The organism is Oceanobacillus sp. GQ8 (assembly GCF_059758495.1).
This window is the reverse complement of sequence record NZ_JCAXEV010000005.1, coordinates 96342-120772: the sequence shown is the minus strand read 5'-3', so window position 1 is coordinate 120772 and position 24431 is coordinate 96342. Positions and strand designations below refer to the sequence as shown.

27 protein-coding genes are annotated in these 24431 nt (G+C 38.3%); 13 read left to right on the top strand and 14 right to left on the bottom strand.

The genetic code is table 11. From position 1 onward, the window contains the following. The first annotated feature begins 4 nt into the window (after positions 1-4). From opp4C to AC6CHS_RS15845, 4 genes are all read left to right on the top strand, one after another. On the top strand, positions 5-910 hold the full coding sequence (gene opp4C / locus AC6CHS_RS15860; RefSeq protein ID WP_498237589.1) for an oligopeptide ABC transporter permease: 906 nt from the start codon (positions 5-7) through the stop codon (positions 908-910). 386 nt (positions 911-1296) lie between these two features. Then, positions 1297-2025 carry an ABC transporter ATP-binding protein gene (locus AC6CHS_RS15855; RefSeq protein WP_498237587.1) on the top strand — a complete coding sequence of 243 codons (729 nt, stop codon included), beginning with the start codon at positions 1297-1299 and terminating at the stop codon, positions 2023-2025. Further along, positions 2022-2786, top strand: coding sequence for an ABC transporter permease (locus tag AC6CHS_RS15850; protein ID WP_498237585.1), 765 nt, complete (start codon positions 2022-2024; stop codon positions 2784-2786). The genes AC6CHS_RS15855 and AC6CHS_RS15850 overlap by 4 nt, the downstream gene beginning before the upstream one ends. Before the next feature lie 332 nt (positions 2787-3118). Continuing rightward, the gene (locus AC6CHS_RS15845) at positions 3119-4333 is read left to right on the top strand and encodes an EAL domain-containing protein (protein WP_498237583.1); all 1215 of its coding nucleotides are present in this window, start codon (positions 3119-3121) and stop codon (positions 4331-4333) included. Between the two features lie 60 nt (positions 4334-4393). On the opposite strand, the gene AC6CHS_RS15840 is transcribed toward AC6CHS_RS15845, so the two are convergent. From AC6CHS_RS15840 to AC6CHS_RS15815, 6 genes are all read right to left on the bottom strand, one after another. Beyond that, complete coding sequence (locus AC6CHS_RS15840; protein WP_498237581.1) at positions 4394-5458, bottom strand: Ger(x)C family spore germination protein; 1065 nt, start codon at positions 5456-5458, stop codon at positions 4394-4396. Further along, positions 5455-6528, bottom strand: a complete 1074-nt coding sequence (locus tag AC6CHS_RS15835) for a GerAB/ArcD/ProY family transporter (protein ID WP_498237579.1) — start codon at positions 6526-6528, stop codon at positions 5455-5457. The genes AC6CHS_RS15840 and AC6CHS_RS15835 overlap by 4 nt, the downstream gene beginning before the upstream one ends. After that, positions 6521-7849 (bottom strand): spore germination protein, encoded by a 1329-nt coding sequence (locus AC6CHS_RS15830; RefSeq protein ID WP_498237577.1) that lies wholly within the window; start codon positions 7847-7849, stop codon positions 6521-6523. Before AC6CHS_RS15830 ends, AC6CHS_RS15835 begins: the two co-directional genes overlap by 8 nt. A gap of 207 nt (positions 7850-8056) precedes the next feature. Beyond that, positions 8057-8722, bottom strand: a complete 666-nt coding sequence (locus AC6CHS_RS15825; RefSeq protein ID WP_498237575.1) for a uracil-DNA glycosylase — start codon at positions 8720-8722, stop codon at positions 8057-8059. Between the two features lie 43 nt (positions 8723-8765). After that, positions 8766-9116: a DMT family transporter gene (locus AC6CHS_RS15820; protein ID WP_498237573.1), complete on the bottom strand. Its 351-nt coding sequence runs from the start codon at positions 9114-9116 to the stop codon at positions 8766-8768. 17 nt (positions 9117-9133) lie between these two features. Continuing rightward, positions 9134-9499, bottom strand: coding sequence for a DMT family transporter (locus tag AC6CHS_RS15815; protein WP_443149691.1), 366 nt, complete (start codon positions 9497-9499; stop codon positions 9134-9136). A 173-nt stretch (positions 9500-9672) separates the two neighbouring features. Between AC6CHS_RS15815 and AC6CHS_RS15810 the strand changes: the two genes are divergently transcribed. From AC6CHS_RS15810 to AC6CHS_RS15800, 3 genes are all read left to right on the top strand, one after another. Further along, the gene (locus AC6CHS_RS15810) at positions 9673-9846 is read left to right on the top strand and encodes an asparagine synthase (RefSeq protein ID WP_498237571.1); all 174 of its coding nucleotides are present in this window, start codon (positions 9673-9675) and stop codon (positions 9844-9846) included. A 193-nt stretch (positions 9847-10039) separates the two neighbouring features. Next, positions 10040-10870 (top strand): manganese catalase, encoded by an 831-nt coding sequence (locus AC6CHS_RS15805; protein ID WP_498237569.1) that lies wholly within the window; start codon positions 10040-10042, stop codon positions 10868-10870. 48 nt (positions 10871-10918) lie between these two features. Beyond that, complete coding sequence (locus tag AC6CHS_RS15800) at positions 10919-11302, top strand: DUF2512 family protein (protein ID WP_498237567.1); 384 nt, start codon at positions 10919-10921, stop codon at positions 11300-11302. 145 nt (positions 11303-11447) lie between these two features. Here the strand turns inward: AC6CHS_RS15800 and AC6CHS_RS15795 are convergent, their stop codons facing one another. The 3 genes from AC6CHS_RS15795 to AC6CHS_RS15785 all read right to left on the bottom strand — a co-directional run bounded on the left by AC6CHS_RS15795 (position 11448) and on the right by AC6CHS_RS15785 (position 12985). Beyond that, complete coding sequence (locus AC6CHS_RS15795) at positions 11448-11912, bottom strand: flavodoxin domain-containing protein (RefSeq protein ID WP_498237565.1); 465 nt, start codon at positions 11910-11912, stop codon at positions 11448-11450. 60 nt (positions 11913-11972) lie between these two features. Continuing rightward, positions 11973-12179, bottom strand: a complete 207-nt coding sequence (locus AC6CHS_RS15790) for an antibiotic biosynthesis monooxygenase family protein (RefSeq protein ID WP_498237563.1) — start codon at positions 12177-12179, stop codon at positions 11973-11975. A gap of 116 nt (positions 12180-12295) precedes the next feature. Further along, positions 12296-12985 (bottom strand): FadR/GntR family transcriptional regulator, encoded by a 690-nt coding sequence (locus AC6CHS_RS15785; RefSeq protein ID WP_498237561.1) that lies wholly within the window; start codon positions 12983-12985, stop codon positions 12296-12298. A 209-nt stretch (positions 12986-13194) separates the two neighbouring features. On the opposite strand from AC6CHS_RS15785, the gene AC6CHS_RS15780 reads away from it, so the two are divergent. Both AC6CHS_RS15780 and nhaC read left to right on the top strand, forming a co-directional pair. Beyond that, a complete protein-coding gene (locus AC6CHS_RS15780) occupies positions 13195-14358 on the top strand; it encodes a trans-sulfuration enzyme family protein (RefSeq protein ID WP_498237559.1) in 1164 nt (387 codons plus the stop codon). A 15-nt stretch (positions 14359-14373) separates the two neighbouring features. Further along, complete coding sequence (gene nhaC / locus AC6CHS_RS15775; protein ID WP_498237557.1) at positions 14374-15831, top strand: Na+/H+ antiporter NhaC; 1458 nt, start codon at positions 14374-14376, stop codon at positions 15829-15831. A 111-nt stretch (positions 15832-15942) separates the two neighbouring features. Here the strand turns inward: nhaC and hxlB are convergent, their stop codons facing one another. Together hxlB and hxlA are read right to left on the bottom strand one after the other, a co-directional pair. Then, entirely contained in the window at positions 15943-16500 is a 558-nt protein-coding gene (gene hxlB / locus AC6CHS_RS15770; RefSeq protein WP_498237555.1) for a 6-phospho-3-hexuloisomerase, read from the bottom strand. 6 nt (positions 16501-16506) lie between these two features. Beyond that, on the bottom strand, positions 16507-17139 hold the full coding sequence (gene hxlA, locus AC6CHS_RS15765) for a 3-hexulose-6-phosphate synthase (RefSeq protein ID WP_498237554.1): 633 nt from the start codon (positions 17137-17139) through the stop codon (positions 16507-16509). A gap of 194 nt (positions 17140-17333) precedes the next feature. Here hxlA and hxlR point away from each other — a divergent pair, with 194 nt between their 5' ends. Further along, positions 17334-17687 (top strand): transcriptional activator HxlR, encoded by a 354-nt coding sequence (gene hxlR / locus AC6CHS_RS15760; protein WP_498237553.1) that lies wholly within the window; start codon positions 17334-17336, stop codon positions 17685-17687. A gap of 45 nt (positions 17688-17732) precedes the next feature. Here hxlR and AC6CHS_RS15755 read toward each other — a convergent pair whose 3' ends face one another. Further along, entirely contained in the window at positions 17733-18635 is a 903-nt protein-coding gene (locus tag AC6CHS_RS15755) for a hypothetical protein (protein WP_498237551.1), read from the bottom strand. A 217-nt stretch (positions 18636-18852) separates the two neighbouring features. On the opposite strand from AC6CHS_RS15755, the gene AC6CHS_RS15750 reads away from it, so the two are divergent. From AC6CHS_RS15750 to AC6CHS_RS15740, 3 genes are all read left to right on the top strand, one after another. Then, the gene (locus AC6CHS_RS15750) at positions 18853-19167 is read left to right on the top strand and encodes an ArsR/SmtB family transcription factor (RefSeq protein WP_058951154.1); all 315 of its coding nucleotides are present in this window, start codon (positions 18853-18855) and stop codon (positions 19165-19167) included. 83 nt (positions 19168-19250) lie between these two features. Continuing rightward, on the top strand, positions 19251-19679 hold the full coding sequence (locus AC6CHS_RS15745; RefSeq protein WP_498237549.1) for a DMT family transporter: 429 nt from the start codon (positions 19251-19253) through the stop codon (positions 19677-19679). Between the two features lie 11 nt (positions 19680-19690). Continuing rightward, positions 19691-20155: a DMT family transporter gene (locus tag AC6CHS_RS15740; protein WP_498237547.1), complete on the top strand. Its 465-nt coding sequence runs from the start codon at positions 19691-19693 to the stop codon at positions 20153-20155. Between the two features lie 120 nt (positions 20156-20275). Here the strand turns inward: AC6CHS_RS15740 and AC6CHS_RS15735 are convergent, their stop codons facing one another. Both AC6CHS_RS15735 and AC6CHS_RS15730 read right to left on the bottom strand, forming a co-directional pair. Then, positions 20276-23335 (bottom strand): efflux RND transporter permease subunit, encoded by a 3060-nt coding sequence (locus AC6CHS_RS15735; protein ID WP_498237545.1) that lies wholly within the window; start codon positions 23333-23335, stop codon positions 20276-20278. Positions 23336-23887: 552 nt separating this feature from the next. Continuing rightward, the gene (locus tag AC6CHS_RS15730) at positions 23888-24169 is read right to left on the bottom strand and encodes a hypothetical protein (RefSeq protein ID WP_498237543.1); all 282 of its coding nucleotides are present in this window, start codon (positions 24167-24169) and stop codon (positions 23888-23890) included. Positions 24170-24431 lie beyond the last annotated feature (262 nt).

The following is a 24431-nucleotide window of genomic DNA, read 5'->3' as shown; positions in this document are numbered from 1 at the left end:
TGATGTGAAAGCAAACTCTACGGAAGACATACAAGTTTCATTAACTCAGAAACACAATCAGAGTCCCTTTACATTGGCAAGAAAACGATTTTTTAAAAACAAGTTGGCCCTTGCAGGTATTGTGGTCTTAGTTATTTTTATTTTGGCCGCTTTATTTGCCCCTCTCTTAACAGAACATGATCCTACAAAAGGGGATCTTATGCTTATTGAGAAGCCACCTTCTGCAGATCATATACTCGGCACAGATGGCTCTGGTAGAGATAATTTTGCACGCCTAATTTATGGTTCGAGAATTTCACTTACAGTTGGGTTTTCAGCTATGTTATTCACCCTTATAATCGGTGTCATTACTGGAGCAGTAGCAGGTTACTATGGTGGAAAAGTAGATAATATGATAATGCGTGCAGCAGATCTTGTCCTAGCATTACCATTTCTCGTTTTAGCTCTTACTATTATTGCCATTCTTGAAAAAGTAACGGTTGGTATTTTTGTAACAGTTATCGCCATAACAGCCTGGCCGACCTTAACGAGAATTGTGCGGGGGACCTTCCTATCATTACGAGAACAGGAATTTATCCTTGGTGCCAGGGCAATTGGGGCGAATGACTTACGGATTATTTTTAAGCATTTTATTCCAAATGCTATTGGACCAATTATTGTAAATGCAACGCTCTTAATGGCAACAATGATTATAGTGGAATCCGGATTAAGCTTTATTGGAATGGGCATTCCGCAACCTACTCCTACTTGGGGGAATATGATTTCAGAAGCACAGAACATACGTATTTTACGCGATCATCCAGAAGCTTGGATTCCTCCTGGATTAGCCATCCTTTTAACCGTGCTTGCCATTAATTTTATTGGAGATGGCCTTAGAGATGCTTTCGACCCTAAAAGCAACAGAAGGTGAGGACTGGTGAAGCAGCGTTTGGTGATACCTAATATAGGGGATATAAGAACTTCCGCTACTAATAAATAGTGGAAGTTTTTTCTTTTATCCATACATGTTACGCTATGGATATTCTCATAATAGGAAAAGTGCAGCGTATTTGCACGAAAAGTGCGTGTTCAAAAAGGAGGATAAAAAGGACCGAGAAGTTCGAGGCGGCGTAGCTTTGAGTACCGGAACGTATGCAATTAATACGTGAGGAACGGAAAAGCAAGCCAACGAGCTTCCACAGGATGTGGTGACTTCGACGTTCGACACAGGACGTGTCGGAATTTAGTCGAAGGTCATCAGTACCGATGTGTCATTTTTACTGGACTTTTTGAACAACCTCTAAAGGAAGTGAAAAAATGCAATCATTAAATGCAGCAGTTCAATGGAATAATGTCACCTTTTCTGTTAAAGGAAAAACCATCATACAGAACCTTTCCGGGACTTTTTATGAAGGAAAAATCACCACGCTTGTAGGGCCTTCTGGGGCAGGTAAATCAACCTTATTTAAATTATGCAATGGGCTACATACAGCGGATACAGGTGAAATACTAATCGCGGGAAAAGAAATTGGAACCTATCCACCTGTTGAATTAAGAAGAATGGTTGGCTTTGCCTTGCAAGATGCAACCATGATTGACGGAACAGTATATGAAAACCTTGCTATGCCCCTAACTTTACAAGGCAAGGATCTTTCAGAGGAAAAGGCGCAAGAATTACTGCAACTCGTAGGTCTTCCGATTACTATTACTGACCAGAGTACAAACGATTTATCAGGTGGACAGCGGCAAAAGCTATCGATAGCTAGAACACTCGTAAACCGCCCTTCTATATTACTTCTGGATGAAATTACTTCTTCTCTAGATAGAGTTTCCCAACAAGATATTGAAGCGTTAATTGTAAGGATTAATAAACATTATGGCACGACTATTGTATGGATTACACACAACCTTCAACAAGCGCGAACAATCGGGGATTATACATGGGTGTTAATAGATGGACAACTCATTGAATCTGGAAAAAGCTCTCTCTTAGACGAACCTGAAAACAATGAAGTCAGGCTTTTTGTGAAAGGAGACAATTCATGAGTTATGTATCACTGGCTATTACACTAATCTTTGTTATTATTCCTCTTGTATTGTCCAAGACATTAAATTTGGGACTTGAAAAAGATACACTGATTGCTACAGTACGATCTATTATTCAGCTTCTCGCTGTAGGATATGTTCTGCAATTTGTTTTCGAGTCGGAATATCTTATCTATATCCTACTTATGATTATTCTTATGATAGCTGCAGCAACACAAAACGCTAGAAAAAAAGGCGTACAAATTAAAGGGATTACATGGAAGCTCATTCTTACCTTTTTTACAGTTGAGATACTAACACAAGGAATTCTACTAGGCCTAGGCATAACACCTGCCACTGCCCAGTACATTATTCCGATTAGTGGTATGGTTATCGGAAACTCCATGGTGCTTTCCATATTGTTTCTAAATCGTTTTATATCAGAGGTGGAGTCAAAATCAAAAGATACTGAGCTTATTCTTTCCCTTGGCGGAACGCCGAAGCAAGCAGTCCATAAGCAATTAATCACATCGATTCAAGCAAGCACCATTCCGACAATTGAGAGTCAGAAAACAATTGGACTTGTGCAGCTACCAGGAATGATGAGCGGGCAGATAATAGCTGGAGCAGATCCTTTACAGGCAGTTTTATTTCAATTACTGATCCTTTTTCTCCTTCTAACGACAGCCGTTGTGACAAGTATTATGCTAGGATATTTATCCTACCCCACCCTTTTTAATGAGCGCATGCAATTTTTAAAACTAGAAAAAGCAAAAAAATAAGGATAGAAGTCTTCTGGAAAGGGAGACTCCTATCCTTTTTTATATGCTCTTCCCCCTATTTAGTTAGTCCTGTTACTCCTCCCCACCCAATACTTGGCCAATCAAAATATACTATTGAGATTAGTAATATGAAATGGCAGGGAGTGAGAAACCAATATGGAGTATGAGGATTTAAACCGCTCTCTAAAGAGAGAGAAAATGAGAAGAAGTTTAATGATGCATCTAGAAAGAGATATTTTAGCAATTCAATCTGAAACTACACCAATTGAAATTAAAGAAATCCTCCTTCTCTCATGCTATAATACATATAACCAGAGATGGAGGTGATCGATTTGGACCCTTTAGATATCATGATGAATCAAGAGCAAGTTGTTCCATATTTTTCGCCGATTATTAGTGCCGAAAATCAATTAATTATTGGCTACGAGTTAAAACCCTACTACGAAGATTCTGAAAAGCTCAGTCTAGATTGGTTTTTTAAGGACGATTCTATTCCGAGCGAATTTCGTCTGGAATTGAACACGATTATCCAACAAAAAGCCTTAGACCTCTTTTTCCATACAGAACAATCAACGCTTTTATTTATTAATTATAATGCAAAATTATTATTAAATGATAATGGAGAAACATTACTAAATCTATTGCAATCATACGCAGAACGAGGTTTAAACTTAAACAGGCTCGTGCTAGAACTATCTGCAGACTATGTGATCAAACACATTGACTCTTACAAACACCTACTAGCCTATATCCAAACACTTGGCATACGCCTGGCAATTGATGATGCAGGGAACCAAAATGGAAACTTGGAACGATTGGCGATGATTAAACCAAATATCTTAAAAGTAGATACCTCTTTTCTAGAAAATGATGCATTACCACATCTCTATCAAGATGTGCACCATTTACTCTCTATGTTCTCAAGAAAAATTGGTGCTACACTGCTGTTTAAAGGCATAGCAACCTTTCAACAATTAAACTATGCTTGGCGAAACGGTGGTCGTTACTACCAGGGAAAATACTTCGCACAAGAGCTGCCTGAATTTGTAGCGACAGATTGTTGTAAGGGCAAAATAAAAAAAGATTTTCACCATTTCATCACCTTTGAGCAGAAAAAAATGAAAGCCCAGCTTGATTTAACGGAATCAATAAACAACCAACTAAGTAAAAGCCTAAAAAAATTAAACGTGGAAGACCACTATGATAAAACAATACTTACCATTGCTAATGACTGTGATCCTATTACATTCCGTGTTTACATATGTAATCAAGCCGGTTACCAACTTTCTTCCAACGCAGAGAAAAATAGTGACGGCGAGTGGAAACTCCATTATGAAGGAAGACAAAAGAACTGGAGCTGGCGTCCTTACTTTTTTGAAAATATTGTCCGCATGAACATTGAGAAAAAAGGTATACTCTCCGACCTATATACAGATATTGAACGAGATGAACGTATAAGGACATACTCCTTCCCTATATCAGAGGAAGTATTTATTTTTATTGATATCCCATATGACTATTTATATGAACAGGAAGGTCTATTATAGATTATTAGTTCCCGCTGATTCGAGTCCAAGCCAAATTTTCATTTGGCTTATGGGCTTCAATTATTTAGAAGGTATTTTCAAATTCCCGGCATTCTGGATATCTACTTTAACATCTAAATTCCAATTTAAAGCCATAAAATAGTTGGATCGCCAATTCTTCAGCTTGTCTCTAGAAATTTCCTTTCTAAAGTATTGACCAATCCCTAAAATATCCGCTTCATTCTTTTGAGACTTTTCTATTAAACCTTCAAGACGACTTAAGAGAAGGTTATCGACCTCTTTCTTTATTTTTTCTGCTGATGGATTGTTTTTCGTTTCCAGTATCATTACTTTAAACGAAATTGCTGTGGTAAGGTATGGTATCTCGTTTTCAAACTTATTCTTAATGTGTAATTGATTACCTAGAATCATCACACTGGCGTCATCTAAAACTTCTATTTTCCCACTTGTACTGTGTCCACTAAAGGCGTTATATAGCAAAGTCTCATCAGTATTAATTTCACCTACCATTTTCCCGTTTTTTATAATAGCGGAACCCGTATGATTTAAAAAAGTATTGTCACCCATTCCTATTAATGGTATGGCAACGTCTCTGGTATACGAATGTATACTTCTGTACACTTGCCAAATTCTTGTAAGTGCAATCTGCGGTTCCCATCCTGCATTTTTTTCAAAGTAATCCAATAAAATGGAACCATCTGGTGCTGTATACTGCGGTATCTCTGAAAACAAGTCATCTAAATTACTTTCACTAACCACCATTAGGGCCTTGGAGGAAATATCTCTAGATCTCATAAACCCTGTGATAAGGTCTAATATCCCTTTCTCTGCAAGTTCTTTATCTATAATAATTACCTTAATATGCAGTAAATCAATACTACTTTCCATATTCACACTTATTTTATCTACAATTTGATTGATAGTATATCCCGTCTCTGTTATAGTCTGTGATCCCACTCCATCCTCTTCTGGCTTAGGGATTTGCAAATAAGCCTTGTATTGATCATCATCCCCTGTAATTCCCAAAACAACTGGCATTAACCGATGATTAATATCTTTATTGTCCCAGCAACCACTTAATAATACGAGCAGACAGCAGATAAAAGATATTTTTCTGATTATCATAACGAGGTTTCTCCCTTTGTTTGCTTTAAACCCAGTATAAGAACGGATATTGGCACACTAAATACAACATAAAATCGTAGAGGTGTGTTCCAACCAAAGATCTTTTCAATCCCTTTCCAATCCGCAATAAACATAGCACAACTAAAGATAAATATTGCTAATAGGATTAAAAGGAAACCTTGATTTCGTATAGGTAAGAAAGCATGCACAATTCTAGCAGTTTTCCACAATACAAGCGCCATAAATAATGTTATGAAGATAACCAGACCTAAGAGAAAGAACATGGTCACTCGATTAAACATAAGCCATGGTAAGTAGATTGCATCTACCGTCATTACATAGGGAAATAAAAAGTGGGAAGAGGTAGCTTGTCCAAATGTCATTACAGGAAGGTAAACAGAAATTAAAAAGAGGGGAAGGATAGCTATCACGCTAAGTAAGACTCTTTTGGGGCGGTAAGGCAAAATAGGGTGGACAAAACCAAGAAATAAAAAGGACCCACCAATAGCGAAAAAGCTCTTATAATAGACGGATTTAGTAAAAAAAGAGAAGTCATCATTCCATAGAGGGTAGATATAACGCCAATCCACATTCTGAAGAGAAGCTACTATGGTAAACAGTATGAAAGGCATAACTAAAATTGCCAATACTAGCCCCGTCTGAAAAATAGCTTTCACTCCTTTACAGGCAAGATAAGTTGCGCTAAATAATAGTAACGCCATAATTGCCCAGAGAGGTGTCTTCGATAAAAAAATAATCATAATGATTTCGGAGTACGCTCGAACTGTAATAATATTTATCATTAAAAAATACACTCCTATCGGCAGAAGAAATAGAAATGTTGTTAGTATCCCGGAAGCAGTATAAATAGAAACAATATCTTTGTTAGGAAAGAATTGAAGTCCCTTTAGATAAATAATAACAATTAAAAGATGTACGAAAAGTCCTACACATATAGGAATCCAATGTGCTGATGCTGTACTTTCTATAATGTTTGCAGGGTACAAGAAAAAGATTAGTCCCATATGTGTAAGAATATAAAAAACTGTTATTTGAAGACTTTTATCCACTTTTACCTTCCTCCTTCACCAAATTGAACGATAGATAGGAAATGCCAAAAACCTGTATACTTGCAAGGTATGCTGCAATAATGAAGATTCCTGCAAGGACTCCCAGCACACCGTATAGTGCCGCAAAAACTAAGATAATATATTTGCATAGTCGGATAGCGGCAGCGTTTTGAAAACCAATAATGGTCGAGTTGGCGATAGTTGCAGCAGCCAAAAATATGATTAAAATATTGCTTACTAATTTTGCTTCCACGACTGCTTGGCCTATGATAATTCCTCCTACCATCGTTATTGTGGGACCAATACTTTTAGGAAGTCTTATACTCCCTTCAATAATAAATTCCATAATAATAAGCATGAACAACATTTCTACAAAGGCAGGATAAGGTACACCTTCCCTACTTTGTGCAATAGAGAGGGCTAGCTCTATCCTCAGGACCTCTGGATTTACTGCTACCAAAGCTACATACAGACCAGGTACGATTAGCGACACAATGATAGCAACGATGCGCAGCAACCTTATGGCAAGCATCAGTGGGTAGGTAAAATTTCGATCATTTTCAAGGATAAATAGATCCCAAATAACACCCGGTAAAACTAACGCAAATGGTAAATTATCCAAAAATAGCACAATCTTTCCTTTTAATAAAGAATGTGCTGCTTCTTCCGGTAATTCCGTTATCTTAAATGGCGCAATAATACTACTAGAACGCATACCCATTGCCTTTATTAAATCCTGAATACTATTGATTTCTTTTTCCTGAGAACTTTCAACTTTAGCCATAATGGAGTCTAGCAATTTTTGATTTGCTGTTCCTTTACAGTAAAGAAGGGACAACTTCCTTTTAATATCCCTACCCATTGTATAATTTTTCACAAGAAGATTTACTGTAGGTAATTGCTTTCTTAAAATCCCGATATTTGTATCTAGTTCTTCTGTAAAAGCTACTAAGGGACCTTGTAAAACCTGTTCATTTTCTGATGATTCAACAGATCTGGATAGGCTTTTACCTATTGGTTTTAAAGCAACAACATTTGCTTTAGACTTAACAAGAACGAGGAGCTTTCCTTCGATGACAGAAGAACTTATTTCTGCTATAGTCGCTTTTTTCTCTCCATTGTTATTTAATTGCATTAGAATTTCTTTTTTTGTTGAATTTTTCTCAAACTTATCTTCCAAAGCTTCAATGGACTTTGGGAGATCAATAAGGCTTGTTAGTCCCATAAAAACAAGTTCGATGCCTTTTATATTCAGTGGTTGCAGAAAAAAGTCATCATTATCTTCAAAAGTCGCTTTAATTTCAGATAGTAAAGTATTCATAAAAGCAAATCCCTCGTCTTTTCTACTATTGTCCCCCTACTTCTCTCTTATTATTTATATATAAAGAAAGTCTTTGATCGGACTCGATGAGTCAATCAAAGACTTTTTCAGAAAATACATGTTAAAAGCCTGCTAATGCCTTAGGAATTGATTGTAACCCCATTAAACAGTGAAAATAACTTTGAAGGTGATTACACTTCCACATTTTTACCAATCAATCCCTTTTAATCCATGCTTCTCTAGTGTCTCGTTTGTACGAGAAAATGGTTTACTTCCAAAGAAACCACGATAAGCAGACAATGGACTTGGGTGAGGCCCTTTTATTATATAATGCTTGTTTGTATCAATCAGTGCCTCTTTTTTCTGAGCCGCTGATCCCCACAGAATGTATACTACTGGGGTCTCTTTATTATTCAACGTCTCGATCACCCGATTTGTAAACCCCTCCCAGCCCATACCTCTATGTGAATGCGCTTGTCCCTTTCGGACCGTTAAGACATTATTTAGGAGCAACACTCCCTGTTCTGCCCAATCGATCAAATACCCATGATTTGGTATGGGGACATCTAAATCGTCCTGCAGCTCTTTAAAAATATTTCGCAAAGATGGTGGAACACTTACCTGTGGATTCACGGAAAAACTTAAGCCATGTGCCTGGTTAGGACCATGATATGGATCCTGTCCTAGAATGACTACTTTTACTTCTTCATACGGAGTGAAGTGAAGCGCATTAAAAATGTCTTCCTTCTTTGGATAGACGGTGTGCTTTGCATACTCCTCTTTCAGAAATGTTCGTAGCTCTTGGTAATAATCTTTTGAGAATTCGTCTTGGAGCAATGGAGCCCAGTCATTTTTTAGAATATCTTTTCCCAATTTAACTTCTCCCCTTTGTAGTGTTCTAAATTTTCGCCAAGTACTAGTGAGAAGGTTCTGTTTCTTGTTCTTTCCCTGTTGAAGCGTTCATTAAAACGACTCCACCAACAATTAGGAGCATCCCTACAAACGTAATTGCATTAAAAGGATCCTGCCAAATTGCAATACCAAGTATAGCTGTTAATGCTGTACCTACTCCGGACCAAATGGCGTAAGCTAAACTCAGAGGGAGTTCTTTAAGAGAGACAGATAAAAAGTAAAGTGCTGAACCAAACCCTACCACAACTCCAAATAGGGGAAGCATTTCTGTAAATCCGTTAGATAATTTAATCATCGTCGTACCGAATACCTCACTAATAATCGCAATGGATAACGCAATATAACCCTTTTTCATTATTTATCTCCTCTATTCTAATGGCCCGGATTAGCCAGCCTAAGTAAGACAACGCCTGTAATGATACATATAAGTCCCGCAACCTTTTTTAAATTCAACTTCTCTCTCCAAAAAACAACTCCTACCAAGGTAATTAAAGCCGTGCCAAGACCAGCCCATATGGCATAGGCGTTACCCAGAGGTAGTGTTTTTAAGGCAATGGATAAACAATAAAAAGCAAATCCCATTCCGACAATAACCCCTATCGCTGGAACTAACCTCTTAAATCCATTGGAAACTTTAAGCATGGAACTCCCAAAAACTTCAAATAAAATAGCCATCGTTAACCAAATATACGCGTTCATCTTTACACCACTTTCTTTTCCCTTAAACTTTGATTGCAAAAAACTGCTAAATAAATGGCCTATCATTACTTCCGGTCAACCGTTTTATTTTCTATCAACATCTTTCAAATCATAACGTTGGGCTGTTTTATTAGCAAGCATCCTATTTGCTTAAATGGTGATACTACTTACTGGTACGTCATGTGCCATAACTCGATGTAGGAGGAGATTGAATGGAAATTCGCGAAGGCTTTATTCCAACCACACTAGGAACCGTCGTCACAACGACAGGCTATATTCTAAAAAAGCAAAAGAACGCCAATGACATGTTGGCAAACACCATTTTCGGCTTCGGATTAGCCCATGTGGTCTTAGGAACAATTGACCTCATACAACATCGACATTAACGTTGGGAGGAGACCTTTTTAGAGAAGGTCTCCTCTTTTTACAATTATTAAAAACCACCTCTACTATCACTTCCAACAGAGCTTTATCCGACGCTTTTCAGCTATTAAATAGTCATGTTTTCATATTTCTTTGGTTTGAAATTTTTTAATAGAGGAATAGAATAGTGAACAACAACAGAAAGGAGAATATTTCATGTTTTACCATAAGAAGGAACTTCAATTTGATGCTAAGCCAGACCGTCCAGATCCCGTATTTGCTAAAAAACTACAGGAAGTTATAGGCGGTCAGTATGGTGAAATGTCAGTAGCCATGCAATATCTCTTTCAAGGTTGGAATACTAGAGGGAACGAACAATATAAGGATTTAATTTTGGATACTGGTACGGAAGAAATTGGACACGTTGAAATGTTAGCAACGATGGTTGCTAGACTATTAGACAAAGCTCCAGTACAAGCACAGGAAGAAGCAGCGAAAGATCCAGTTATCGGCGCCGTAATGGGTGATATGAACCCACATCACGCAATCGTATCTGGAATCGGCGCAGCACCAGAAAATAGTGTAGGTGTACCTTGGAATGCTGGATATATTGTTTCTAGCGGAAATTTACTTGCAGACATGCGCGCAAACTTAAATGCAGAATCACAAGGTAGACTTCAGGTTGCTAGACTTTATGAAATGACAGATGACCGTGGCGTTAAAGAATTACTTTCTTTCCTTTTAGCACGTGATACAATGCACCAAAATCAGTGGATTGCAGCCATTAAAGAACTTGAAGCAAAAGAAGGCGTTATCGTCCCTAGTACTGTACCAGCAGACTGGGAAGCAACAGAGTTTTCTCATCAGCTGATTAACTTCTCTGAAGGAAATGACAGTGAAAAATTAGACTTTGTTGGTAAACAAGCTCCAGACGGTGCAGCAAACTTTGAATATGTAAGCAAGCCAGTTTCACATGGTAAGAAGCCGGTGCTTAATCCGGCACCATCCTATATGCACAACACCCCTCCAAACGAGGATAAAAAGTAATAAAACGTAAACACTTTGAAAAACCAACTAAACGAAGGAGGAATTATGATGGAACACGGTAAAGCACTAGCAATAAAAGGTGTAATGTCTCTCGTTGTCCTCTATTTAGTTTTAGGAGTTGGGTTTGGAATTACGTTTGGTAATGTACTACTTATTACCCTAATTCTCGGCGCACTTTCTTATCTATTAGGAGACGTACTTATCCTACCTAAGACATCAAATATGATGGCAACAATGGCAGACCTTGGCATGGCCTTTGTGATAATTTGGCTTTTAGGAATGGCTTTTACAAGTCTTTCTGTAGGTTCAATGGCATTAGCAGCTGTTATCGCAGCCATCGTTATGGCTTTAGGTGAATACTTCTTCCATATCTACATTCTTAAAAAAGATATCGGATTTGGTAATAGATACCGCACATCTCATAATTATTAAAGTAGAGGAGACTGGGACATAACGTCCCAGCCTCTTTCATTCACTAAATTAACTTATTATGTAGTGTTGATGACGTGCATTTTGCCAAGGATCTCCCCTTTTTTGGAACGTCATAACACTAACACAAGACCATTCCAACTTAGGGTTATAAGATTGTTTTATTGAGAAGAGCTTTATTCGCCATCTCTGCTAATTCATGACACTCTTTTAGATCCTGTTCATTTGGCTCCAAGTCTATCGTTAGTTTTTTAGGAAGGACATGAGCACCTAAACTTTCCGCACGATCTGCAATAATGTCAGCAGCTCCCCCAAATATTTCATATTGTGAATCCGCTGATCCAAAGGCACCAATAATTTTTCCAGTTAAATCTATGTTTCTCATATCCTCATAAAAATCTTCAACATCAAATGGCAGACTGCCTTCGACCCAAGTCAGAGTACCAATTAAAGCAACATCATACTCTAATAGCTCTTTTACTTCTACGTTGTCAAAATCGAATGATTTGGTAACTACATCGTGACTTTTATTTGTTAGATATTCACCAATAGATTTTGCCATCAATTCCGTGTTTCCTGACATACTCGAATATACTACTAGTATCTTACTCATTTTCTTCCCTCGATTCTACTTTAAACGTATTTTCCGTTTCAAATATACTGGTATTAGGGATTAGGTGTTGCGGCCTTCTTTTACTGCTTTAACCTGATATTTTCCGCCTTCTTGACGAATAATATACTCAGGCTTTGGTTGGCCAGCTCTTGCTTTATGGCCAGCTAAATGGGCGTCGCTTCTTTCCCATTGCTTCCAATGCTCTTCAGATTCCCAGCGAATAATTAAAACGGCTTCTTCTTCGCCATTACGGGCCTTTTGTTGCATGATGGTTACACAAACATCTCCTCTTATATAATGTCTATTTCAAGGATAATTGATAATGAATATCATTGTCAATTATACGAATAGAAGATGTCCCTAAGATTTATTTGAAGTAACGTTTAAGCACGAATCTCCACAATCGAATCTCTTACTGATTTCATGATTTTCTCGAACGCAATTTCTGCTTTATTTGTGTCCCGCTCTTTTATCGCTTGAAGTAACGTTTCATGGTGGGGGTAGCTTTCGTCGAAAATATCCTCTTTTCCAAAAGGCCCATTCCAAAACTTATGGAAGGTTTCCCAGACTGAGTCGATCATGCTTTCCAGCATGGTGTTTTTAGATGCATGATAAATTGCCTGATGAAAGTTTGCATCAGCATGGTTTGCTTCGTCTCTTTTCTCTTCCTTAATAAATTGAACATAGTTTTTTAAATGGGCCTGCATTCTTTTAATATCTTCTTCATTCGCTGCGTGCACAGCTAATTGGACAGCCTTTCCTTCCAACGCCTCTCGTACCTCAAGCACTTCCAGCAGAAAATTCTTCTCATCCTCTACTTCAAAGGATAGTTGAATTTGGAAAGGCTTCATATCTTTAATGAAAGTTCCTTTACCGTTTAAAACCTCAATAGCTCCTTGAGTTTCCAATAATTGTAGAGCTTCTCTTAACGACGACCTTCCAATTTGAAGAATCCCCACCAATTCAGCTATGGACGGCAGTTTATCCCCACTTTTAAGTTTCTCTCTTTTTATATACCTTTTAATTTCTTTTGCACCAATTTCCGATAATCGTTTCTTTTTAATTGCTTCCATTTTTCACCTCAACACCGCTCTTTGTATAGCTTACATTACTCTCTCTTTACTTTATCACAAAAAACTTCTCAATTATTAATTATCTGAAAAATTAAACCTTTCATACAGGTTGAAAGTATGATACGATAAAGTGAAACTTCCACCAGCGGGAGTTTTACGGACGGTTGCACCGGAATAATTTCATCAACTTAGGAAGGGGTTCATACAACTTGTCATACACAGATGAACAAATATGCACACACTCTTTTGACACACCAGAAAAGCACCACGGAGCGGTCTCCCCTCCCATTTATCAAACCAGCTTATTTGCGTTCGAAACTTTTGAAGCGTTTACAAAAGCGCAATCAGCTGAAAGGGAGAATTACGTATACACACGCGGAGTCAATCCGACAACCGAAATTCTCGAGAGAAAACTAGCCATGCTTGAGCGTGGGGATAGGTGTAAATGCTTCGGTTCGGGGATGGGGGCCATCAGCTCGGTATTCCTCTCTCTCCTTCAAAAAGGCGATCATGTGTTATTCGTTAACACGATCTACGGTCCGACACAGGAACTAGTAAAGCATCTTAAACGTTTTGGAATTGAACATAGTTTCACAGGGGAAGAAGTGGAAGCCGACATTCAACCAAATACCAAGTTAATTTACGTGGAGAGCCCAGGCACGATGACAATGAAAGTAGTCGATCTGAAAAGTATTTCTACTATTGCAAAGCAGCATGGGATTATTACAGCAATTGATAACACATGGTCCACTCCCATTTTCCAAAAACCGTTGACGTTAGGTTTTGACCTTTCTATCCATTCCTTAACGAAATACATCGGTGGTCACAGTGACGTAGTAGGCGGAGCAGTGATAGGGAACGAAGAATTAATCGAACAAATTTCTAAATATGGATTTCAACTCAATGGATCGGTTATGTCACCGCATGATGCCTCTTTAATTCTAAGAGGTTTACGTACACTACCTATAAGAATGAAACAACATGAATATAATACACTGCAATTAATTAACTATTTAAAAACAAAGGAGGAGATCACTTTTATACACCACCCGAGTTTACAAACAGACAATCCTATCGTAAAAGAGCAAATGGCCGGTTTTTCTGGGCTATTAAGCTTTGAATTGAAAGAAGGGGCTTTTGAGAAAGTTGCCTTATTCATCAATCAAATGAAGGTTTTCAAAATTGGCGTTAGCTGGGGAGGGTACGAGAGTTTAATTAATGCACCAATAAAACGTGATAATGCTTCTAATCTCGAAGCACAAGGAATAAGCCCCGGACTGGTTCGGCTTTCGATCGGACTAGAAGGGCCTGATTTATTAATCGCTGACTTAGAAAAAGGATTTCAAGCCGTGCAAACGATTAAATCTTACTAAAGGGAGAGATTTAAAATGAGTCAAAATGAAGTGAGACGGCCTACCGTCGGGATGGCCATGGTTCCTATTGTCCTCGCACTCGCAATTTTTATTATCGGTATTGGTGTGCTCAAGTTTCAAGCTGAGTTGATGCTTATTTTCGCAGGTGTCGTATTCGCAATATTTGCTGGGTTATACGGTCATAAATGGGAAAAAATCATTACCGTGATGGGAGAAAAAATCAAGACTGCTTTGCCAGCTATTTTAATTTTATTCAGTATTGGTCTGCTTATTGGAACCTGGATGATTTCAGGAACTATCCCGTTCTTCGTTTATTACGGGCTGGAAATCATTGATCCTGCTTATTTATATGTACTAGCATTTTTGGTTACGGCCATCGTCTCCACCTGTACGGGAACCTCCTGGGGCGCTGCCGGGACGATTGGTGTTGCGCTTATGAGTATTGCCCAGACAATGGATCTTTCATTAGCGGTTACTGCAGGTGCTGTCGTTTCCGGTGCGTATTTCGGAGATAAGCTTTCTCCTTTATCGGATACAACCAATATGAGTTCACTTGCTGCAGGTTCCAATTTATACGAACACATTAAACATATGCTATACACCTCTGTCCCCTCATCTATTGTTGCTATCATTGTTTTTTATTTTGTTGGACTTCAAATAGACTCATCACCTGGTCAGTTAAACAGTATAGATGAAATGCTGACAGGAATTAGTGAGCTATTCATCCTTAATCCCGTCGTGTTGCTTCCAGCAGTCATCGTGATTACGGGATCACTTATGAAAAAGAATCCATTGATCGTTCTATTTTGTTCGGCTATAACAGCTATGCTCATCGCACTTTTTTTCCAAAGTGCCAGTGTTGCTAATTTGTTCACCGCAGCTGTCGAAGGGTTCAATATAGAAATGCTTGCAGTTTCACCAGACCTTATTTCAGAAGATATTCAGGAACTACTTAACCGTGGTGGACTCTACTCGATGTATAATGCGACGTTCTTCGTTTTCTGTGCCTTCTTTTTCGCATCTGCATTGGAAGTCTCACAAGCACTTAACGTTATCCTTGAAAAAGTTATTACGTATCTAAAATCAATTGGAAGTGTGATTTTCGCCTCCCTCATAACTGGATTTGCGGTTATTAATTGTACATCAAACGCCCTTGTCACGTATTTCTTGATCAACGACATTTATGGCGACGTATATAAAAAACGAAACCTTCACCCAACAAATCTATCTAGAAGTATGGAGGATTCAGTTACCATTACGGAAGCTCTCATGCCCTGGACAGTCTCAGGTGTATTCATGGCAACAACGCTTGGTGTAGGAAACTTTGAATTTCTCCCATGGGCAATTTTCAACTTAGGTGGCATTGTGTTTTCTGCTTTATATGGTTTTCTAGCCCCTTACACGAATGGCTTTGGCATTCGTAAATTAGATGAAGGCGTAAAAGAAGATGAAACAAGCAAGGAGGCAATGTAGTGGTATAACGATAACAGGGCCTTGCTGATTTTAATTTAGTCGACAAGACTTTAAAAGTTGTCTTCAAAAAACTGCACCCAAAATTCAGGGTGCAGCTTCTTTTTTTAATTTCTATTCTAAATTAGCATGCTTGCCATACATTTGTTTTGAATTCCGTTCTTTTTTCTCCATAAAACGCAGAATTACAGCATCATAAAAGAGTAAGGAGGTTTGTTCAAAGAGAGATCCCATCGGTTGGATGGTTTTATATTGGCCTTCTTCCTGATCTTTCGGCGCACCTGGTAGAACAACAGTAAGATCAGCAAGCTCTCCGATCGTTGACTGTGGTGATAACGTTACGGCCGCTACTTTACCACCTAAGCTCTTAGCTTTTTCCACAATGGGCACCAACGTTTTCGTTTCACCGGAACCTGTCCCCACAATTAGTAAATCACCTTCTTGTAGGTTGGCCGTTACCGTTTCTCCAACTGCATAGGCATCAATTCCCATGTGCATCATGCGCATGACAAATGATTTCCCCATAAAACCAGAGCGTCCTGCGCCAGCTACAAATACTTTATTAGCTGCAACGATAGCCTCGACTAATTTCTCAGACTCTTCTTCTGAGATAGCCTGCGTTGTACTTTCTAGTTCACGGATAATCTCTTCAAAGTATTGCGTCGTTTTCATCTTCCATTACCCTTTGTTAATTAGTTCTTTAATTTCGGCTGCTGCCGCTTTTTTATCTTCTTTTGAAGTGATACCGCCACCCACAATAACAAGGTCTGGTTGAGCTTTAACTACTTCCGGAAGTGTCTCAAGCTTAATACCACCAGCAATCGCTGTTTTCGCATTTTTAACAACACCTTTAATCGTACGTAGGTCCTCAAAGGAATCCTTGCCTTCAGCTTGGAGGTCATACCCAGTGTGAACACAGATATAATCTGCTCCAAGCTGGTCAAGCTCTTTAGCACGCGTTTCAATATCCTTCACTGCAATCATGTCTACAAGAATTTCTTTTCCTGCTTCTTTTGCTGCTTCTACCGCTCCACGAATAGAGCTATCTTCTGCTGCACCAAGGATCGTAACAATATCGGCACCAGCGTTTGAAGCTTGCTCTACTTCATAACCAGCTGCGTCCATAATTTTCACATCAGCAAGCACTGTTAAGCTTGGATACGCTTCTTTTATTTTACGAACAGCCTCATGGCCAAATTTGTTAATAATAGGTGTTCCAATTTCTACAATATCAACAGAATCTTGAACTTCAGCTACAAGTTCAATCGCTTCTGGTATATTTACTAGATCTAACGCTAACTGTAATTTCATCTTTTTATATCCCCTTTACATCATAATATTTTACAGCAAGAATAGAATGCTCAAAAACGAATTGATTTACTCAGCTGCTTAAAAAGGATTATACTTTCTATAAAATGAATTGAGAAGTACGCACTTTCATTACAGATAGTGCAAAAAAGTATACTGTCCAACTCCATTTAAATAAAAGAAAGGGATTGATAAACTTGCCTAATTTCGCTGAAAAAACCTTTAACTGTGAAAAGGAATTAACTCTTTCTGTCATAGGTGGTAAATGGAAAATGCTAATCATTTGGCATTTAGGAAAAAAAGGAACGAAACGGTTTGGTGAGTTAAAAACCCTTATGCCTGGGATCACCCAACGAATGTTGACGAATCAACTACGCGAACTTGAAGCGCATTATATTATACACCGTGAAGTCTATCCTGTTGTTCCACCAAAAGTAGAATACTCGCTAACAGAGTATGGAACCAGACTAATGCCTATTTTGGATGCAATGTATGAATGGGGAAAAGAGTACATGGAAGAAGTGTTACACGAAGACAAAATGATTAAATGATAAAACAAAACCACTACTTGTCTTGAAGTGTAGTGGTTTTGCTTCTTAAAACGAAACATCAACCGACGTTCCATTTCCAACGCTTTCTTCTGTTTCTATAATTTTAGGAGATGAAGTAATATCAATTGTTACATTGTTGATTTGTTCTGAAGGTGGGTGGGTTTCATTTAACATGTATACCAACGTGGCATTCTTTGGTGTCGTACTGGTGTAATCTCCGTCTGTCCTGCCACTGAACATATCATGAGCGGTTAACTGGTGGCCATTCATACCAATTGTAGTGCTTGCAAAAAAGAAACGAATGGGAAGATCACTTGTGTTCTGTAAAACGGCGTCGACTTGCAAGAACCTCACCTCATCACCCGAAATACCAGCTATCGACTCTTCTGTTACTTCCCCACTGACAAGACTGACATTTTTAATTTGTATGTTCAGAGGCCCGACCTTCACACTGCTAGCAGATGTGGCTTTTTCGATTGTAATAATACCAGTCGCATTTTCCACTGTCTGGCCCGTGTTACCATCCACCGCAAATTGCCCTCGTGGATAGTGATTAAACGTTTCAACTGGTTTTTCCGTTTCTTTCTCTGTAGCAACTGACCCCTCTGCCTCCGTCTTTTCTTCAGGAGCTGTTTCTTCTGTCTCTTCACTTTTTGCCTCTTCTACAATTTCCGGCTCTTCAGGTTTGTCGGTTTCTGATTTGTTCGCACTCGTTGTATTTTCTGCCTTTTCTTTGGCATTTTGGTCTTTGTTCTCAGCGTCAGAACTGGCGGATTCTGCTTTATCGCTTACTTCATCTTTATCGAGAACTATTTCCTCTTTCTCCAATTCTTGCTGCTGGCTGAGTTCAGCCATTGTAACCTCTTTTATGTTTTCCTGCTGATTTAAGTCACAACCTACTAACGTTATAGTAGCCATAATCCCTATAGCTACAAAAATTTTGTACAACCTATTCCCCCCCTAATATCTTATGTATCTTTCTACTAGCATATCAAACTAGCATGACGGGAAACAAGAGGTCCTCGACGTTGAATCCTATTCCACTGTAAAATATTGTTAGTTTAAGATCGAGCTACTACAACGATCTATTTCGACCAAGACACGGATGATACATTTAACTTCTACTAATTGACATATCGAATAAATTCGATATATAATATGGCCTATGGAAACAATCGATGTGTTTAAGGCGCTATCAAACAAAACGAGACTTAACATCTTACAGTGGTTGAAGGAACCAGAGAAGCATTTTCCTAAACAAGGTGCTCACCTGCCAAAGGAGGTAAGTTACAAAGGGGGAGTTTGTGTAGGAGACATTCAAGAAAAAGCCGAAGCTTCTCAATCTACGGTATCTCACTACTTAAATATGATGCAGAAAGCTGGTCTTCTTGAATCTGTTCGGTATGGTCAGTGGACGTATTATCGAAGAAACGAAGAAGCCATTCACCAGTTTACTGAATTTCTAAAAACAGAAATCTGAGTTGGTTGATTTTTGTTTTTTTAACACTATATATCGATTATTCTAGATATCTAAATATAAAGAATTCAGGAGGAAATAATTTAATGCGTTACATTTCGTATATATTAGCATTATTAGCAGGGACTGCGCTCAGTTTTGAAGGAGCTATTTACGGCGAATTAGGAAAAACGATAGGAAAACTGGAAACTAGCTTTTATAACTTTTTTGTTGGTTCCATCATCCTAGGTTTACTTTGGCTATTCTTTGGAAAAGGTAAACTTTCGTATGTCGTAGAAGCACCTAAATGGACATTACTTGGTGGTGTCTTGGGCGTTGTTTATTTGACGTCAATTGTAATAAGTGTTCCATTTGTTGGCGTTGGAATAACTATGGTTGCAGTAATTATTGGTCAATTAGTTATGAGTATTGTGATTGAACATTATGGTTGGCTTGGAAGCAAGAAATCTAGAATCAATAATGAAAAAATATTAGCTGTTATTTCAATGGTGATAGCTCTTATTTTAGTTTACTAGGAGGTCTGAAATTGGGTATATTAATGGTCCTATTCACCTTTATAGGTGGTCTTACATTAAGCGCACAATCCGCTGTTAATGGCACATTCGGTCGTAAAGCAGGAACAATTGAAACGACACTATTAACTTTTATAACTGGAACAATGTTTCTAGCAATTTTAATATTATTTTTTGGGCATGGAAATCTTCTTTCCATTCTGGAAGTACCTAAATGGCAATTAAGTGCTGTATTTTTAGGAGTGTTGTTTTTACTTTTTATCATAGCCGCTGTTCCTAAAATTGGGGTTATTGCAACAAATATTACCGTTATTATTGGTCAGCTTGTTATCGGTATTCTTATTGACAATTTCGGCTGGTTCAACAGTTTAGTAGTCCCTTTAGATAGTAAACGTTATGCTGCATTACTATTTATGATCATTGCTCTTTATTTTATCTATAAAGGAAATAAACTTGCCAACGAAGAAAACGCCTCGTAATATAAAAAAGGGCTATCAAATTAATTTACAATTTGATAGCCCTTTTTAATCCCTATGATAGATAACAAAATTCGTTATTTACGGATCCTTAAGCCTATTTTATATTCATTTTGAAAGTCATTATATCGTTTCGCTGTCTGTTTTCTTTCTTCTAAAACGATAGAACACGAGGTAAAGCATTGGTACCATAATCAAGGTTAAGATTGCCGAGAAGAGAATACCAGATATAATCGTCACGGCAAGTGGTGTAAAGAGAGCATCTCCACTTACAGCTACTGGAATTAAGGCAACAATCGACGTAATGGCGGTTAAAAGGATTGGTCGTAGTCGCACACGTCCAGACTCAATCACTGCTTCTTTTACATCCATTCCTTTTTTCAAGGATTGTTCAATAAATTCAATTAACACAATCGAGTTTCTCACCACAATACCTGTTAAGGAGACCATTCCCATCACACCTAGGAAACTAATTGGTGTTTGGGTAACAAATAGACCCAGGATGGCGCCCGATATTGCCAGGTACACTGCAACAAGAACAAGAAACGGTAACGAAAGGGAATTAAATTGAAAAGCAATTAAGAGATACACTAGGAAAAGCACGATAATAAAGAGTACGGTAATTTCTATAAAGAAATCGCTTTGCGCTTCGTTTTCTCCACCTAATGTAATGCTATAATCAGAATCATCAAGCTGCTCCCTTTGTTTTTCTACAATATCATTTACGTTTGCTTCATAATTCTCCTCATTTTCCGGAAAGGCCCGAAGCGTAATGGAACGTTCGCCATCAATATGCGGAATGATTTGCAGTTTCTCTCCCTCTTCTGGGGTCACAAGCTCATCCAGCGAAATAAGCTCTGGTCGGCCATTTGTCGATGCCGCAGGAACTTCTAGCTTAGAAAGATCAATCGTATCCTCGCCATCAAGTAAGATCTTCATATCTCGTTTAACCACACCATCATCAAATGAGCTAAGCGGAATTCCCTCTGTCGCTAACCGTATTTGCTGGCTAATTTGATTGATGCTAATGCCATTCTCTTCAAGCGCCTCGCGGTTCGGGACATATTCTATTGATGGTTCAAATTCACCTACATCATCTACCACAATATCAGTCTCTAATCCTTCAATATCTTTCGTTAGTTCATCTCTAAGTTCAATTAATTGCTCCATCTTAGGACCGCTCACCGTAACGGTGACAGGAGCTCCGACTGGTGGTCCCTGCTGTATCGTATCCATAAATATTTCAGCGTCAGGGTATTCGCTACGAAGTTTGTCTGTCCAGTCATCAATTAGCCCTTGAGTTGTTTGATTTTCCCGATCTACTCTGGCTACAATCTGACCGGTATTCTCACCAGTCCTCGATAGTGAACTATTAAAGAGACCAGGAGTCCCTGTACCTGTAAAGACACTTGTTTCATAAACACCTTCATCTGTTTGTAATCTTTCTTCCATGTCTTGAAGCACATCGTGCGTCTCTTCAAGAGGTGTGCCGATTGGAAGTGTAATGTCTACCGTTACTTCTTCCTTATCTGCTGGTGGGAAGAATTCAAATGGCGTTAACAAGACTAACCCGAAGATTGCGGTTGTAAAAATAAGCCCAATAATAGAAACAATAAGTGGCTTCTTGGAAAACTTATTTAAAAGCTTATCGGCATACAAGTCTGCAAGCTTATTTAAAGGCTTTCCAACAAGGCCTGGTGCGTCTGACATAGGTTTTTTAGATCGACGGTTAAATAAATAACGAAAAATCGGCACAAAGACAAGTGCTACCAACGTTGATGCAATAATGGTTGATATCAACACTGTTGGTAAGGCGCGGATAAATGCACCGTTTCCTCCGGATAGAAAAATAAGTGGCAGGAAAGTAAATACAATGGCAAGAGAAGAAGTTACGATGGAGACCCAAATCTCTTTCACACCATTGACTGCTCCCATTAATCCTTTGTCCCCAAGTTTGTACCTGCGTTGGATATTATCATTAATAACAATGGAATCATCCACGATAATACCAAGCGCTATAATAATTCCGATAACAGAAATTTGATTAAGATCAACGCTTGTGAATTGTAATGGAATTAATCCAGTCAGAACAGATATTGGTACAGCAAGTGCTACTACCAATGCGCCAGAAGCTGACAGTCCAAGAGCTGCTGCAACAATAACGGCTAATACTGAAATGGCAAGTGATTGGAATAATCCATCAAAAATATTCGTTACAATGGATGCCTGCGAATAATATGACTCAAGTTGTACAGTAGAAGGAAGACCTTCTGCAAGCTCATCCACTTTGGTAGCTACTCGTTCATCAACAGTGGGAATATCCTCACCTTTCTTCACGTAAGCCGTGAAGGAAATAGAAGGCTTTCCTTCAAATGTGATAAGATCTTCAAGCTCTTTTGAACTAACCTCCACATCTGCAATGTCTTTTAAGTAAACAGCATCGCCACCTGGATTTTTCCCAACGTAGACTTCTTCCATCTGCTCCAAGGAATCATAGTTATCTACCGAAAGCTGAACCACTTCCTCCTCCATATCCTGCTTACCTAGAGGTGTAGGAGAATACTCATTATTAATGGCAGTTTGCAAGTCACCCGGATTAAGCCCTGCTTCTTTCAACTCCTCCTGCTTTACGCTAATCAGGATTTGTTCCTCAGGTAATCCTTTGACGGTTACACCTGCAACCCCTGGTAAGGCTTCTACTTCGTCTTTCCAATTGTTCAATTCATTTCCTAATGAGAGTAAGTTATCACGTGTATCACTTGTGAGATGGTAGGAGACAATAGATGATTGTGACATCGATTCGTTAATTTCTGGTTCAAGTGCCTCATCCGGGAAGGACGTTGATGCACTGGAAACAGCTTGATTTATGTCTGCAAATACGTCATCTCTACTCGCTCCCTCTTCTACTTCTACCACTACATTAGAAAATCCGGCTGAAGAAGTCGAGTTTAATTCGGCAATACCATCTACTGATCGTAGTGCGTCTTCAATTGGGTTTGTAATCGACCGCTCTACTGTGTTTACCGTAGCACCAGGATAGACGGTGTTAATTGTACTCACATTCGCTGTCGTTTCAGGAATTTCCCGCTGTGGTAGTTGAAAGAAAGTAAACACTCCTACTATAACAAACAATACAATAAAAAGTATAAAGAGCTTAGACCGCTTTAAAATCCAATCCAACATATTAGAGTCTCCTTTTTTCGTTTTGACTCTTATTTTATAACACAATAGCCCTTCACTTATCAATTGATAAGTACGGAATATCACCTTTCTTTTCTTATGCTTGTCACAATTAATTAGGATGCAAAAGGATCGGAATATATGTATGGGTGATTGGGTGAAGATTAGGCATGACGTTCACAAATAGATTAAAACCGAACGGCTTCGAATAGTTTGGATTCGAATACTCGTTCGGTTCCTGCTTACATACAATGCTTTGGTTACAGAACTAATTTGAAGGTTGTTTGTCATCAACTAGCTTTACTTAATATCCTTCTTACAAACTCAATTTCGCTTCGAATTTGCTTCTCCCTCGAACTTTCATTGCTTTTTAGCAATAAATAGGTCAAATATGTTAGGTCCCTTCGAAAGTAAAATGTTTCATATTCATTTAACAACATATACCTCCTTTCATTTTATGTGTCTCTTTTCCTATTTTTCCTGCACAGAAAAAAATAAACGGTTTATTTTTCTGAACGTTAAAGATTGGAAGGATTCCGAACGGTTTATCTAGATTTATACCAGTCCATCTAATTCGAGCGACAAATTTTCTGTTGCTTGGACAACCGCTTTTGAAATTGTGTCGTTATATTGATCTGGATCTTCTATCTCTTCCCCATCCATTTTCACATTTACCACTCTCATATCTTTCTTTTTGAATCCTACTCGTTCTTTTGTTTTATTACTCTCAAGAGTGATAATTTCACGGTCAATTTTCTTAAATTCTAATTTCAGCTCTTTTCCAAAGGCATAATCGGTATATGTATCGTTTTCAAAAATAGTAATCATTAAATCCATGCTACCACTCCCTATTTACGTTTGAGTTATCATTACATTATCTTCTTACTTACTATATTCCAGCACCGTTGAGGCTTGATCACTTTAATGGTACAGCCCCCATGGCTATTAATAAACAATGCTGCATTGATAAGGCTTATACACAAAATGAAATATTACTTCCAGAAAGTACAAGAAGAATTATTATTGTTTTTTCGCCCATTTAATAATTAATTTAATAAATAGCATTAGGAGCGATACAAATAACCCTCCAGTAATGAGT

Coding starts and splice junctions, on each gene's coding strand:
- AC6CHS_RS15855 (WP_498237587.1), top strand. CDS start 1,297: ATGCAATCATTAAATGCAGCAGTTCAATGGAATAATGTCACCTTTTCT.
- AC6CHS_RS15850 (WP_498237585.1), top strand. CDS start 2,022: ATGAGTTATGTATCACTGGCTATTACACTAATCTTTGTTATTATTCCT.
- AC6CHS_RS15840 (WP_498237581.1), bottom strand. CDS start 5,458: ATGATAATCAGAAAAATATCTTTTATCTGCTGTCTGCTCGTATTATTA.
- AC6CHS_RS15830 (WP_498237577.1), bottom strand. CDS start 7,849: ATGAATACTTTACTATCTGAAATTAAAGCGACTTTTGAAGATAATGAT.
- AC6CHS_RS15820 (WP_498237573.1), bottom strand. CDS start 9,116: ATGAAAAAGGGTTATATTGCGTTATCCATTGCGATTATTAGTGAGGTA.
- AC6CHS_RS15810 (WP_498237571.1), top strand. CDS start 9,673: ATGGAAATTCGCGAAGGCTTTATTCCAACCACACTAGGAACCGTCGTC.
- AC6CHS_RS15805 (WP_498237569.1), top strand. CDS start 10,040: ATGTTTTACCATAAGAAGGAACTTCAATTTGATGCTAAGCCAGACCGT.
- AC6CHS_RS15800 (WP_498237567.1), top strand. CDS start 10,919: ATGGAACACGGTAAAGCACTAGCAATAAAAGGTGTAATGTCTCTCGTT.
- AC6CHS_RS15795 (WP_498237565.1), bottom strand. CDS start 11,912: ATGAGTAAGATACTAGTAGTATATTCGAGTATGTCAGGAAACACGGAA.
- AC6CHS_RS15790 (WP_498237563.1), bottom strand. CDS start 12,179: ATGCAACAAAAGGCCCGTAATGGCGAAGAAGAAGCCGTTTTAATTATT.
- AC6CHS_RS15785 (WP_498237561.1), bottom strand. CDS start 12,985: ATGGAAGCAATTAAAAAGAAACGATTATCGGAAATTGGTGCAAAAGAA.
- nhaC (WP_498237557.1), top strand. CDS start 14,374: ATGAGTCAAAATGAAGTGAGACGGCCTACCGTCGGGATGGCCATGGTT.
- hxlB (WP_498237555.1), bottom strand. CDS start 16,500: ATGAAAACGACGCAATACTTTGAAGAGATTATCCGTGAACTAGAAAGT.
- hxlA (WP_498237554.1), bottom strand. CDS start 17,139: ATGAAATTACAGTTAGCGTTAGATCTAGTAAATATACCAGAAGCGATT.
- AC6CHS_RS15750 (WP_058951154.1), top strand. CDS start 18,853: ATGGAAACAATCGATGTGTTTAAGGCGCTATCAAACAAAACGAGACTT.
- AC6CHS_RS15745 (WP_498237549.1), top strand. CDS start 19,251: ATGCGTTACATTTCGTATATATTAGCATTATTAGCAGGGACTGCGCTC.
- AC6CHS_RS15735 (WP_498237545.1), bottom strand. CDS start 23,335: ATGTTGGATTGGATTTTAAAGCGGTCTAAGCTCTTTATACTTTTTATT.
- AC6CHS_RS15730 (WP_498237543.1), bottom strand. CDS start 24,169: ATGGATTTAATGATTACTATTTTTGAAAACGATACATATACCGATTAT.